Source organism: Variovorax endophyticus (assembly GCF_025376855.1).
In the GTDB taxonomy this organism is placed as follows: domain Bacteria; phylum Pseudomonadota; class Gammaproteobacteria; order Burkholderiales; family Burkholderiaceae_C; genus Variovorax.
Genome location: NZ_JAHUTH010000023.1, coordinates 44,539 through 57,366, shown reverse-complemented (window position 1 = coordinate 57,366; position 12,828 = coordinate 44,539). Strand labels below are relative to the sequence as shown.

Here is a 12,828-nt window from a genome sequence, read left to right as displayed (position 1 = left end):
TGGCGAAGGATCAGAACGCGAAGTTCGCGGTGACCTTGAACGAGCGCGGCGTGCCCGGCGTGTAGCGGTAGCCCGACTTGTTGATGGCCGCCACGTAGTCCTTGTCGAACAGGTTGTAGACGTTCAGTTGCAGGTCCACGTTCTTGTTGATCCGGTAGGACGCCATGGCGTCGACCACCCAGTACGACTCGACGTAGGCCGGCGTGCCGACCGCGCCGTCCGTGCCGCGGTACAGCTTGCCGTTGTAGCGCGCGCCGCCGCCGATCGTCAGTCCGAACGGCAGCTGGTAGGTGGTCCACAGCGTGAAGGCGCGCTTGGGCGTGTAGGCCAGCGAGGTCGAGCCGTCGGCCAGCACCGAGGGGCCGCTGAGCACGCGGGTGTTCATCGTCGTGAAGCCGGTGGTCACGCCCCAGTTGTCGGTGATCGCACCCGACACGCCGAGTTCGATGCCCTGCACGCGCTTCTTGCCGGTCTGGTAGTACTGCTGCGAGATCGAGTCCTGCACCACTTCGTTGCTGACGTCGGTGCGGTAGAGCGCGGCGGTCAAGGCGAGATGCTTGTTGAGCACGTCCCACTTGGTGCCGAGTTCATAGGTCTTGGCCTTCTGCGGCAGGAAGTCGGTGCGCGCGGCGCTGTTGCCGGTGCCGCCTGCTGCGAGCTGGAAGTTGGCGCCACCCGGGGGCTGTGCCGCCGTGCCGTAGGCCGCGTAGACGCTGCTGTTCTCGGTCGGCTTGTAGACCAGGCCGATCTTGCCCGACCACAGGCTGTCCGACAGCTTGAGGCGGGTCGGCGTGATGGTCGACGTCTGCGGGTTGTTGCCGGTGCGAGCCAGGGTCAGCGCGGTCGCGTCGTAGTTGGTCGAGTAGTGGTCATAGCGCAAACCACCAGTGAGCTGCCACTGTTCGTTGAACTTGATCGTGTCGAAGGCGAAGAGGCCGATCGTGTCCGTGCTGCCGTCGGAACCGGTGCCGTTGGGGATGCGGTTGTAGCCGAGCACGTTGGGGTCGGGCGCGTACAGATTGGCTGCGGGCCAGGTGCCAGCCGGCGCGAAAGTGGTGCCGACGGTCGGATAGCCGGCCGTGTAGTAGTTGTTCGCGCGCTGGGTTTCGCGGATGAACTCGAGGCCGCCGTTGAAGGTGTGACTGATGCCGCCGGTGTTGAACTTCGCCGAGACGCTGGTCTGGTTGGTGAAGATCGTATTGGTCTGGTCCTTGTTGGTCGGCAGGTTGCGCGTGATCGTCCAGGTCGCGGGATTCGTCGGCACCACCGTGTTGATGAAGCCGGAGTTCACCGCGGGCAGTTGGCCGACGCCGGCCGTCGACGCGGTGAGGCCGCCGCCCATGAACGCGGTCAGCATGTAGTCCTGCTGCGTCTTGGCGTAGCGGGTGGTGTTGCGGATCGTGATGTCCGGCGTCAGGTCGTGTTCGACGCGCGCGGTGAACATGTCGGTGGTGACATGGTCGAAGTCCGAGCTGGTGCCGTAGAAGTTGCTCGAGTCGACGCGCTGCGCGTAGTTCAGGAAGGTGCGGCGAGCGAGGCCGCTGCGGATGGCCGTCGCATCGGGCGTCGAGTAGCCCGGCAGTCCGATCGTCGGCACGCCGCCGTCGGGCACGTTGTTCTGCTTGACGTGCACGTAGTCGAGGTAGACGCGCGTCGGGCTGTTGAGACCGAAGGCCAGCGAGGGCGCGATCGACCAGCGCTTGTTCTTCACGTAGTCGCGGCCGGCCACGCCGGCGTCCTCGGCCACGGCGTTCAGGCGGAAGGCCGCGCCGATGCCGTTCTCGCCGCTGAGCGACTTGTTCCAGTCGATGCTGCCGCGCTTGAAGTCGGCGCTGCCGAAGCCCAGCGAACCCGTGAAGCTGTCGTCGAGCTTCGGCTTCTTGGTCACGAGGTTGATGTAGCCGGTGGGCGAGGTGCGGCCCACGTCGGTGCCCGAGGGGCCCTTCACGACTTCGACCTGGTCGATGTTGAAGGTGTCGCGCGAAACCGAGCCGAGGTCGCGGATGCCGTCGACGAAGATCGCGCTCGAGCTGTCGAAGCCGCGCATAAACACCGCGTCGCCCGTGTTGGTGTTGCCGTTCTCCCCGAGGAAGAAGGTGCCCACGCCGGGGGTGTTGCGCAGCGCCTCGGTCAGCGTGGTCGCGCCCTGGTCGCGCAGCACCTGCTCCCTGATCACCTGCACGGTCTGCGGCGTGTTCACCAGCGGTGCCGTGAACTTGGTGTTGGCCGAGGTGTCGGCCTTGAAGTCGGCGGCGACCGAACCCTCGACGCGAATCTCGGGCAGCACGCGCGAGGGCTGCTGCTGGGCGATGGCGGGGGCGGAGAGGGCGATCAGCGTGGCGGCTGCGGCGCCCGAGACCTGGGGAACGGCGCGCGCGACAGCGTGCTTCCGGCTCTTGATATAGGAGGTGGCCATGAAGGTTCTCGAAAAAGGAAAAAACGCCCTGAGAACTCGACTGGCGATGCCCTGCGCGCGTGCTTGCGGAAGCACTGGCGGGCTGGCTGGGTGAGCGAACTGCGGGAGGGCAGAAGTAAAAACCGTGTCAAATGATAATGTTTATCAATACGAACACTGAGTACTTTTGCTGGAATATGCCCCTGTGGCTTTGTAAAGTAGATACTTTGTTGCACTGATGCAACTGCTAATTCTGCGGAAATTGTTGACAGGGTTGCAACAATGCTAGGCGGCATCGGCCGCCGAGGGCTTCAGTAGACGTCGCGTCTGTAGCGCCCCGAGCCGACCAGCTCGGTCCACAGCGCCTCGCCGGCCACCTGTCGCAGCGCTGCATCCACGCCCGCGGCCATTCCTTGCAGGCTGCCGCACACGTACACGGCCGCGCCGCGCGCGAGCCATTCGCGCAGCGCATCGGCGCGCTGCAGCAGCCGGTGCTGCACGTAGAGCCGCTCGGCCTGGTCGCGCGAGAACACCATGTCGAGTTCGCTCAGCGCGCCTTCGCGCTGCCAGCCCTCGATCTCGTCGCGACAGAGGAAGTCGTGCGCCGCGTGGCGCTCGCCGAACACCAGCCAGTTCTCGTGCCGGCCCGCCGCGATGCGCGCGCGCAGGTGGGCGCGCAGGCCGGCCAGCCCGGTGCCGTTGCCGATCAGGATCAGCGGGCGCGAAGCATTGCCCTCGAGGCGGAAGCCGCGGTGCGCGCGCAGGCGCAGCGCCACCGTGTCGCCGATGGCCAGCGTCGAGGTCAGATGGCCCGAGGCCATGCCCAACGTGCCGTCGGGGTGTTGTTCCTGTCGTACCAGCAACTGCAGTTCGCCATCGGCGGGCAGCGAGGCGATCGAGTAGTCGCGCGGCCGCGATGGATCGCTCGCGACCGCCATCTGCACCAGGTCGCCCGAGTCCCACGCCGGCATCGCACCGGCCTGCGGCACCAGGCCGAGCAGGAAGACCGGCGCGCCCGCGCTGCCGGGATTGAGCAGGTTGCGATGCGCGAGACGCCACGGAGCGAAGGCGCGGCTTTCTTCCTCGTCGTGCGCGACCTCGGCATCTCCCCATCGCGCATGCCACGCGGCCAGCGCCTCGGGATCGCCGTTGTCGACCTCGACGCGCGCGAAGGACGGCGTCGCGCCCTGGCCTTGCAGCCAGTCGTCGAGCTGGCGCCCGAAGCCGCAGAAGTTCGCGTACTGGCGGTCGCCCAGGGCCAGCACCGCGTAGCGCAGCGCGGAGAGATCGGTTTGCTCGGCCATCGCCTTTTCGGCGAACAGGCTGGCGCCATCGGGCGCATCGCCTTCGCCATAGGTGCTGGCCACGAACAGCGCCTGCCGCGCGTCGCGCAGGGTGGCGGCGTCGAGCGCATTGAGTTCCATCACGCGCACCGGCGTGCCGGCCGCGCGCAGGCGGCGCGCGGTCTGCCAGGCGATGGCTTCGGCCTGGCCGGTCTGGCTGGCGAACAGCACCAGCGTCGGAGGCACCGTGCCGTCGCCCGCCAGTGCCTGCGCGGCGCGCGCGGTGGCCGCGACAGCGCGGCGTTCGCGCGTGTAGATCGCCAGGCACATCGCGCCGTAGGCGGCCACGGTGGAGCCCGCGGCCAGCGCGCGCAGCAGTGTCTCGTTCATGCCGAGGTGGCCCGTTCGGTCCAGGCCGGCGTCGCGCGCAGGCTCGGCGCTTCGTCGCCCTGCGTCGCATGCGCGACGAACAGCGCCGCGATGCCGCGCGCCTCGGCGAAGACGAAGCCTTCCTCGGCTCCGAGCACCGTCAGCACCGTGGCCAGCGCGTCGGCCTGCATGCACTGCGCGTGCAGCACCGTGACGCTCGCGAGCCCGGTGGTCACGGGCTCGCCGCTGCGCGGATCGATGGTGTGCGACCAGCGGCGGCCTGCGTGCTCGCGCTGGTGCCATCGATCGCCGGAAGTGGCGATCGCGAGGCCGTCGAGCGCCACGTGCACCGGGGCGGGCAGTTCGCCGTCGACCTGCACGCGCCACGGCTGTCCGCCGGGGCGCCGGCCCACGCCGCGCAGCTCGCCGCCGATCTCGAACAGGAAATCCTCGAGGCCGAGCGCCTGCAGGGCCTCGACGCCGTGATCGACCGCGAAGCCCTTGGCGATGCCCGACAGATCGAGCGCGAAGCCGCCGGGTTGGGTCAGCGTGGCCGTTGCGTCATCGGCCATTTCGAAGGCGAGCTTTCGCCAGCCCGTGCGCTCGCGTGCCGCTTCAAGAGCGTCCGTGTCGATGGGGCCATCGTTTGCATCGGGGCCGAAACCCCAACTGGCCACCAGTGCGCCGACCGTCGGATCGATCGCGCCGCCGCTGTCCTCGGCCCATTGCAGCGCGCAGGCCATCACGCGCGCGAACTCGGCCGGAAGCGTGTGCCGCGTGCCCGCCGGCGCGCGGTTGAAGCGCGAGATCCCGGCGTCGGCCTCCCAGTGGCTCATCTGCGCGATCACGCGCGCCAGCGCCGATTCGACCGCCTCGCGCACCTCGGCCAGCGGACGCATGCCGGGGTTGTCGAAGCGCAGCGACCAGGTCGTGCCCATGGTCCGGCCGGCCAGCTGGTGCAGGCGGGCCGGATCGGCGAGGCGCGGCACGGCCGCGTTGGCGTAGCCGCCGTGCCAGGAACCGCGGGAGGCGAAGGAAAGGCCCAAGGCGGTCAGGGCATGACTTCGAGCGTGGCCGCGTAGCTCAGGCGGCGCTCCTTGGCGTTCGGCACGGTGGTCTTGCCGTCGCGCGTGGACACGTCGAGCCAGTACATGCCGGCGCTCGGCCAGGTCACGCTGAACTGGCCCTTGTCGTCGGTCTTGACCTTGAACTCCTCGAGCTTGTCGCGGTACTGCGTGTTGCCCGCGGTCACCGTCACTTCGAGGTCCTTGGCGGGCTGGCCGTCCAGGTGCAGCGTGAAGCTGGCCTTCTCGCCCTTGGCGAGGTCGGTCGGGCTGCCGGCGGAGATCAGCTCCAGCCCCTGGCCGATCGGCTTCAGCGCCGAGGGCTTGCCGACGGTGACGAAGGTCTCGATGCGGCCCGAGGACTGGGTGATGGTCACGTCCTGCGCATCGGCCGGGATCTCCTTGGCGATGGTCTCGGGCGTGCCGCGCGCGCGCTTGTTCTGGCCGGTGGCCTTGTCCTTCCAGCTCGCGAAGGCGCCGCCGTTGATCACGGCGATGCGGTAGGTGCCGGGCTGCGCGACCGGCACGTCGAACACGTTGCGCTGCTTGAGCTTGGCTTCGCTCTCGGGCTTGACGGTGCTGCCGTCGGGCGCGGTGATCTGCAGGCCCTCGAGGCGCAGCGGCGCATGGTTGGCGACGAACAGGTCGTTCGACACCGCGGCATCGACGCTGACCGTGTCGGCCTTCGAGAACACGGTGCCCGAGGGCAGCAGCCAGGCGTTGTGCGCCTGGGACAGCGGGGCGATGGCGAAGAAGGCGGCGGCGATGGCGGCGGCGCGCAGGCGGAGGATGTTCATGGAGATTCCTTGAAGGTGGGCGGCGAAGGTGCGGGGCGATGTGGCGGTCAGGGCTTGAGCTCGAGCTTGATCTCGCCCAGTTCTTCCTTGCCCGAAGCGGTCGGCTGCGAGGCACTGGCCGGCGGCCACTGGAACGGAATGCTCACGACCTCGCGGCCGCCGACTTCGCGCGCGGCTTCCACCACCAGCTTGTAGCTGCCCGGCGCCAGTTGCGGCATCGGCGCGCTGCCGTCGGTGAAGTTCAACTGGTGCTTGCCCGCGGGCTTGGTCGCGCCGGTCACGCCGTCGATCGGCACCGACAGGTCGCGGCCGCCGCGGCGCCACCACTGGCGCATGTCCTTGAGCCACTTGGTGCCTTCGCCCTCGGGGTTGTTGGTCTTGGTGCGCACGTCGTACCAGACCGCCAGCGTGCCGGCCACGGTGTTGTCGGCGCGCTCGATCCAGGTCGCGATGTAGGGGCGGTGGTATTCCGACACGTTGAGGCGCGGCACCTCGATGTTGACGCCGAGACTGGCCGAAAAGGCCGGCGCGGCGAAAAGCGCCGACATGGCGAGCGGTGCGAGCGAGTAGCGGATGTGCACGAGAGGGGCCTCTTTCTTCGAAACGGACGAAACCAAAGTCAGTGGATGAAAAGCAGCGCGAGCAGCACCGGCACCACCAGCCCCATGCCCACCATCGGCCAGGTGAAAGGGCGGTTGCCCGCATGCATTTTGAGAATGAACAGGCCGGTGATCGAGAAGACCAGCGCGGCACCCGCGAAGATGTCGATGAACCAGCTCCAGGCGGTGCCGGTGTTGCGGCCCTTGTGCAGGTCGTTGAAATAGGAGAGCCAGCCGCGGTCGGTGCGCTCGTATTCGGCCTCGCCGTCGGCCAGGCTCAGGCGCAGCCAGGCGTCGCCGCCGGGGCGGGGCAGCGACAGGTAGATCTCGTCGTCCGACCATTCGGCCTCGCGGCCGGCGGTGTCGATGTCCCAGCGCTGGCGCACCCAGGCCTGGAGTTCGGCGGGCAGCGCGGCCTTGCCCTTGGCCGCCGTGTTCGCCTTGACCTCGCCCATGGCCGATTCGAGGCGGGTGCGCAGCGCCTCGTCGACGGTCGCGTGCAGCCGCGTGACCTGCGGCTTGCCCTCGATCTGCCCCGCGTGGTTGAGCGTGAAGCCGGTGACGCTGAACAGCACCATGCCGATCAGGCAGATGGCGGAGCTGACCCAGTGCCATTCGTGCAGGGTCTTGAGCCAGTAGGCGCGGCGGCGATTGTCGGGGGAGGCGGCATTCATTGGCGGCCGGCATTTTAGGCGCGCAAATGAGAATTGATTTCGTTTGGCAATCGGGTTCGACCCTTGCCGAAGGGGGCGATCCTGTCGAATCTAAGGTAAATCCTTTGTCTTATGCTATTAATTGGATAGCGTGTGAAGTTTGGTAAAGGCCAAACGCACGCCCAAAAAAAAGCGGGACCGAGGTCCCGCAGTTGTCGCGTGCCGTGAAATGCGAAGGAGAGACTTACTCGATCTCGCCCATTTGCGACTGCAGGTAGTTCTGCAGGCCCACGCGGTCGATCAGGTCGATCTGGGTCTCGAGGAAGTCGATGTGCTCCTCGGTGTCGTCGAGGATTTCCTGCAGCAGGTCGCGCGAGACGTAGTCGCGCACCGATTCGCAATGCGCGATGCCGTCCTTGATGGTGGCTTGCGCGCCGGTCTCGGCGCCGAGGTCGCAGCGCAGCAGTTCGGGCACGTCCTCGCCGATGTTCAGCTTGCCCAGGTCCTGCAGGTTCGGGAGGCCGTCGAGCATGAAGATGCGGTCCATCAGCTTGTCGGCATGCTTCATCTCGCCGATCGATTCTTCGTATTCCTTCTTGGCCAGCTTGTCGAGGCCCCAGTGCTTGAGCATGCGGTAGTGAAGGAAGTACTGGTTGATCGCAGTCAGCTCGTTCTTGAGCTGTGCCTGCAGATGCTCGATGACCTTGGGATCGCCCTTCATGGTGTTTTTCCTTCTTATGAAAGCAGTAAAGGCCGCGATTGTCGGAGGGCGGGGGAGGCCGGCGCAAGCAAAGCCATGCATTCGCGGTCTGCATGCGTGTGATGGCGATACACGTTCGCATTGAGACGCGGCGAGCCCATCGCAAACATAGCGGCTCCCAATACTTTTAATAGCTCTTGACTATTAAAAATGCAATATTGGTAGCTATACTCATGGCTCGCACTTATTTTTCCACCCGCAGCATCCAAGGAATCTTCATGTCCCTGATCAACACCCAAGTCCTGCCCTTCAAGACCCAGGCCTACCTCAACGGCAAGTTCATCGATGTGTCCGACGAAACGCTCAAGGGCAAGTGGTCCGTGCTGATCTTCATGCCGGCGGCTTTCACCTTCAACTGCCCGACCGAAGTCGAAGACGCGGCCGACAACTACCCCGAGTTCCAGAAGCTGGGTGCCGAGGTCTACATCGTGACCACCGACACGCACTTCTCGCACAAGGTCTGGCACGACACCTCGCCGGCCGTGGGCAAGGCCAAGTTCCCGCTGGTGGGCGACCCGACCCACACGCTGACCAACAACTTCGGCGTGCACATCCCCGAAGAAGGCCTGGCACTGCGCGGCACCTTCGTGATCAACCCCGAAGGCATCATCAAGACCGCCGAAGTGCACTCCAACGAGATCGCCCGCGACGTCAAGGAAACCCTGCGCAAGCTCAAGGCAGCGGTCTACACCGCCGCCCACCCGAACGAAGTCTGCCCGGCCAAGTGGAATGAAGGCGACAAGACCATCGCCCCGTCGTTCGACCTCGTCGGCAAGATCTAAGGCGCTCCGCGCGAAAGCCCGGGCGCTCACGAGGCCCCCGGGCTTTCTTGTCCCCAGTTGATAGTTTCCAGTTATCGAAAGAGAGTTCCTCATGCTCGACGCCAGCACCAAAGCCCAATTGAAGAGTTACCTCGACCGCGCCACGCAGCCGATCGAGATCGTCGCCTCGCTCGACGACAGCAAGGCCTCGGACGAAGTGCTGTCGTTGCTGAAGGACGTGGCCGAAGCCTCGCCGCTGGTCCGCCTGAGCGAAAGCCGCGACGACAACCACCGCAAGCCCTCGTTCTCGGTCAACCGCCCGAGCGAAAACCATGGCCCGCGCTTCGCCGGCCTGCCGATGGGCCATGAATTCACCTCGCTGATCCTCGCGCTGCTGCAGATCGGCGGCTACCCGCCGAAGGTGGAGCAGGCCGTGCTCGACCAGATCAAGGCGCTCGACGGCGATTTCGAGTTCGAGATCTACGTTTCGCTGACCTGCCACAACTGCCCCGACGTGGTCCAGGCGCTGAACCTGATGGCGGTGCAGAACCCGCGCATCCGCACCACGATGATCGAGGGCGGCACCTTCCAGGAAGAAGTGAAGGAACGCCAGGTGATGGCCGTGCCCACCGTGTTCCTCAACGGCACCGAGTTCGGCCAGGGCCGCATGAGCCTCGAAGAGATCCTCGCGAAGATCGACAACAGCGGCGTCGAGCGCGAAGCCAAGAAGATCGCCGCCAAGGACCCGTTCGACGTGCTGATCGTCGGCGGCGGTCCCGCGGGCGCCGCGGCGGCCGTGTATGCCGCGCGCAAGGGTATCCGCACCGGCGTGGCCTCCGAGCGTTTCGGCGGCCAGGTGCTCGACACCATGGGCATCGAGAACTTCATCTCGATCAAGGAGACCGAGGGACCGAAGTTCGCCCATGCGCTCGAGGAGCACGTGCGCGACTACGAGGTCGACATCATGAACCTGCAGCGCGCCAAGGCGCTGATTCCGGGCGAGGGCCTGATCGAGGTGCAGCTCGAGAGCGGCGCGTCGCTCAAGAGCAAGTCCGTGATCATCTCGACCGGCGCGCGCTGGCGCAACATCAACGTTCCCGGCGAGCACGAGTTCAAGAACAAGGGTGTGGCCTACTGCCCGCACTGCGACGGCCCGCTGTTCAAGGGCAAGCGCGTGGCCGTGATCGGCGGCGGCAACTCGGGCGTCGAGGCGGCGATCGACCTGGCCGGCATCGTGGGCCATGTCACGCTGATCGAGTTCGACACCCAACTGCGCGCCGACGCGGTGCTGCAGCGCAAGCTGCACAGCTTGAAGAACGTCGACGTGTTCACCAACGCGCAGACCACCGAGATCACCGGCGACCAGAAGGTCAACGGCTTGGTCTACAAGGACCGCGCGACCGGCGAAGCCAAGCGCGTCGAACTCGAGGGCGTGTTCATCCAGATCGGCCTGGTGCCCAACACCGACTGGCTCAAGGGCACGATCGAACTGTCGAAGCACGGCGAGATCGTGGTGGACGCGAAGGGCCAGACCTCGGTGCCCGGCGTGTTCGCCGCGGGCGACGCGACCACGGTGCCGTTCAAGCAGATCATCATCGCGGCCGGCGACGGCGCGAAGGCGGCGCTCGGTGCATTCGATCACCTGATCCGCACTTCAGCCCCAGCTTGAGTGGGTCCATCGGCGGTCAGATGAGAATTATTCTCATAAAATAGTTTTCAGAGGCTCGCACGCCGCGCATCGCGGCGAGAACACCAAGAAAAGAGAACCGAGCCTCCCGCCGCCAGCCAGGTCAGCCGCGCAGTTTCCGCTGCGCCGAGGTCCAGCAAGCCGTTGTCCATTCCAACGCTTGCCGGACCTTTTTCGTGGCCGCCACCTCTACCCGTTCCTCGCGCTTCGAGCGCCCGTTCTCCTCTTCTTCCCCTTCCCGACCCGTGCGTGCGCGCCGCGCGCTGCTGCCCTGGCTGATCGCCAGCGGCTTCGGCGCCGCGGCGCCGGCCTGGGCCCAGCAGCCGCCCCCGCAGCAGGTCGCCGCGCTCGGCGAGATCGTGGTCAGCGGCTCGCGCTCCGAACAGGAGAAGGACGCGCTGCCGGTCAGCGTCGAGGTGCTCAACCGCGAGACGATCGAATCGAAGCAGATCAACGACATCCGCGACGCGGTGCGCGACCTGCCGAACGTCTCGGTCAAGCGCTCGCCGGCGCGCTTCGGGCTCGCGCAGGGCAACACCGGCCGCGACAACAACGCCGGCTTCAACATCCGCGGCCTCGACGGCAACCGCGTGCTGCTGCTGACCGACGGCATCCGCACGCCGCGCAGCTATGTCTTCAGCGCCAACGCCTTCGGCCGCGACTACTTCGACATCGGCCTGATCGAGCGCATCGAGATCCTCAAGGGCCCGGCCTCGGCGCTCTACGGCTCCGACGGCCTCGCGGGCCTGGTCAACTTCATCACGCGCGATCCGTCCTCGTTCCTGCGCGACGGCAAGAGCTTCGGCGGCAGCGCCAGCCTGGGCTACAGCGGTGACGACAACGGCCGCCGCGCCGGCGTCACGCTCGCGGGCAAGCCCAGCGACACGCTGCAGTGGCTGCTCTCGGCCAACCTCGGCCGCTCGCACGAGCTCGAGAACCGCGGCAGCTACAACGCGCCCAATGCCGACCGCACCACGCCCAACCCGCAGCGCGACCGCAGCGGGGCGCTGCTGGCCAAGGTCATCCTCACGCCCAATGCCGACCAGCGCCACGGCTTCACCTTCGAGCACATCGAGAAGACCAGCCGCTACGACCTGCTGTCGGGCCTCGCGAAGCCGCCCTATGCCTCGACCTCGGTGGTCGGCCTCAATGCCCGCACCGACCTGCAGCGCGACCGCTTCACCTACGACGGGGGTCTGCGCCTGAATTCGGTCGTGGCCGACAGCCTGCAGGCCACGGTGAGCTACCAGAAATCGAAGTCGCGCGAGTACATCTTCGAGGACCGCTTCAGCGCCGCCGACCGTTCGCGCGACGTCACCTACGACGAGAGCACCTGGCAGTTCGGCCTGCAGGCCGACAAGCTGGTGCGCACCGGGGACTGGGCGCAGAAGATCACCTACGGCTTCGACTACGCGCGCACCAACGTCGAGAACCTGCAGACCGGCCTGGTGCCGCCCGCGGGCGAGAGCTATCCGCTCAAGCGCTTCCCCGACACGCGCGAGACCTCCTCGGCCTTCTATGTGCAGGACGAGTTCATCCATGACCGCTGGAGCATCACGCCCGGCATCCGCTTCGACCGCTTCTCGCTCGACGCCAAGCAGGCCGGCTTCAACGCGCAGGCCGTCTCGCTCTCGGGCTCGGCGGTCTCGCCCAAGCTCGGGGTGCTGTTCCGCGCCACGCCGCAATGGAGCGTCTACGGCAACTACGCCTCGGGCTTCAAGGCGCCAAACGCGTTCCAGGTCAACAACTTCTTCGAGAACACGATCTCGGGCTACCGCACGATCCCGAACCCCAACCTCAAGCCCGAGAAGAGCCAGAACGTGGAGCTCGGCGTGCGCGGGCGCACCGGCCTGCTGAACTTCGACGTCGCCGCCTTCAGCGGCAACTACAAGGACCTGATCGAGAACGACCGCCAGGTCGGCGGCGTGTTCGGCTCGCGCGTGAACCCGGCCACCTTCCAGTCGGTCAACATCGGCCGCGCGCGCATCAGCGGCTTCGAGGTCAAGGGCGAGCTCGACTTCACCGACAACGGCAATGGCTTCTCGGTGCCCTTCGCCTGGGGCCAGACGCGCGGGCGCGACCGCAGCAACAACCGGCCGCTGAACTCCATCGATCCGCGCAAGATCAACCTCGGCCTGGCCTACAAGGCGCCGGCCTGGTCGGTGCGGCTCGACGCGGTGCACCATGCGGCCAAGAAACGCTCCGACGTGGATGGGGCCGAGATCACCACCGGCGGCGTGCAGTTCCTCACGCCCTCGGCGACCACGCTGGACCTGAGCGCGCAGTGGCGCATCAACCGCGACCTGCGCCTCAACGCCTCGATCACGAACCTCACGAACAAGCGCTACTGGATGTGGAGCGACGTGCGCGGCCTGACCTCCACCGCGCTGATCCGCGACGCCTACACGCAGCCGGGACGCAGCTTCAACGTCTCGCTCGTGGCCGACTTCTGAGCCACCG

At 66.8% G+C, this 12,828-nt stretch carries 10 protein-coding genes; 3 read left to right on the top strand and 7 right to left on the bottom strand.

The features are described 5' to 3' along the window. Positions 1 to 10: 10 nt before the first annotated feature. The 7 genes from KV106_RS26675 to bfr all read right to left on the bottom strand — a co-directional run bounded on the left by KV106_RS26675 (position 11) and on the right by bfr (position 7,881). Positions 11 to 2,416: a catecholate siderophore receptor Fiu gene (locus KV106_RS26675; protein ID WP_261213604.1), complete on the bottom strand. Its 2,406-nt coding sequence runs from the start codon at positions 2,414 to 2,416 to the stop codon at positions 11 to 13. 290 nt (positions 2,417 to 2,706) lie between these two features. Beyond that, a complete protein-coding gene (locus tag KV106_RS26670; protein WP_261213603.1) occupies positions 2,707 to 4,068 on the bottom strand; it encodes a sulfite reductase subunit alpha in 1,362 nt (453 codons plus the stop codon). Further along, positions 4,065 to 5,093: an FAD:protein FMN transferase gene (locus tag KV106_RS26665; protein WP_261213601.1), complete on the bottom strand. Its 1,029-nt coding sequence runs from the start codon at positions 5,091 to 5,093 to the stop codon at positions 4,065 to 4,067. The genes KV106_RS26670 and KV106_RS26665 overlap by 4 nt, the downstream gene beginning before the upstream one ends. 5 nt (positions 5,094 to 5,098) lie before the next feature. Beyond that, positions 5,099 to 5,908, bottom strand: coding sequence for a DUF4198 domain-containing protein (locus KV106_RS26660; RefSeq protein ID WP_261213597.1), 810 nt, complete (start codon positions 5,906 to 5,908; stop codon positions 5,099 to 5,101). 47 nt (positions 5,909 to 5,955) lie between these two features. Further along, a complete protein-coding gene (locus KV106_RS26655; protein WP_261213729.1) occupies positions 5,956 to 6,456 on the bottom strand; it encodes a DUF2271 domain-containing protein in 501 nt (166 codons plus the stop codon). Between the two features lie 71 nt (positions 6,457 to 6,527). After that, positions 6,528 to 7,181, bottom strand: a complete 654-nt coding sequence (locus tag KV106_RS26650) for a PepSY-associated TM helix domain-containing protein (RefSeq protein ID WP_057595994.1) — start codon at positions 7,179 to 7,181, stop codon at positions 6,528 to 6,530. A gap of 223 nt (positions 7,182 to 7,404) precedes the next feature. Beyond that, positions 7,405 to 7,881, bottom strand: a complete 477-nt coding sequence (gene bfr / locus KV106_RS26645) for a bacterioferritin (RefSeq protein WP_057595993.1) — start codon at positions 7,879 to 7,881, stop codon at positions 7,405 to 7,407. 257 nt (positions 7,882 to 8,138) lie between these two features. On the opposite strand from bfr, the gene ahpC reads away from it, so the two are divergent. The 3 genes from ahpC (at position 8,139) to KV106_RS26630 (ending at position 12,821) form a co-directional block, all read left to right on the top strand. Next, positions 8,139 to 8,702 (top strand): alkyl hydroperoxide reductase subunit C, encoded by a 564-nt coding sequence (ahpC, locus tag KV106_RS26640; RefSeq protein ID WP_057595992.1) that lies wholly within the window; start codon positions 8,139 to 8,141, stop codon positions 8,700 to 8,702. Positions 8,703 to 8,793: 91 nt separating this feature from the next. Beyond that, complete coding sequence (ahpF, locus tag KV106_RS26635; protein WP_261213592.1) at positions 8,794 to 10,350, top strand: alkyl hydroperoxide reductase subunit F; 1,557 nt, start codon at positions 8,794 to 8,796, stop codon at positions 10,348 to 10,350. Between the two features lie 194 nt (positions 10,351 to 10,544). Next, on the top strand, positions 10,545 to 12,821 hold the full coding sequence (locus KV106_RS26630; RefSeq protein WP_261213591.1) for a TonB-dependent hemoglobin/transferrin/lactoferrin family receptor: 2,277 nt from the start codon (positions 10,545 to 10,547) through the stop codon (positions 12,819 to 12,821). Positions 12,822 to 12,828 lie beyond the last annotated feature (7 nt).

Bases quoted from the DNA above. Each gene is read 5' to 3' on its own strand.
- KV106_RS26670 (WP_261213603.1), bottom strand. From the start codon at position 4,068: ATGAACGAGACACTGCTGCGCGCGCTGGCCGCGGGCTCCACCGTGGCC.
- KV106_RS26660 (WP_261213597.1), bottom strand. From the start codon at position 5,908: ATGAACATCCTCCGCCTGCGCGCCGCCGCCATCGCCGCCGCCTTCTTC.
- ahpC (WP_057595992.1), top strand. From the start codon at position 8,139: ATGTCCCTGATCAACACCCAAGTCCTGCCCTTCAAGACCCAGGCCTAC.
- bfr (WP_057595993.1), bottom strand. From the start codon at position 7,881: ATGAAGGGCGATCCCAAGGTCATCGAGCATCTGCAGGCACAGCTCAAG.
- KV106_RS26650 (WP_057595994.1), bottom strand. From the start codon at position 7,181: ATGAATGCCGCCTCCCCCGACAATCGCCGCCGCGCCTACTGGCTCAAG.
- KV106_RS26675 (WP_261213604.1), bottom strand. From the start codon at position 2,416: ATGGCCACCTCCTATATCAAGAGCCGGAAGCACGCTGTCGCGCGCGCC.
- ahpF (WP_261213592.1), top strand. From the start codon at position 8,794: ATGCTCGACGCCAGCACCAAAGCCCAATTGAAGAGTTACCTCGACCGC.
- KV106_RS26655 (WP_261213729.1), bottom strand. From the start codon at position 6,456: ATGTCGGCGCTTTTCGCCGCGCCGGCCTTTTCGGCCAGTCTCGGCGTC.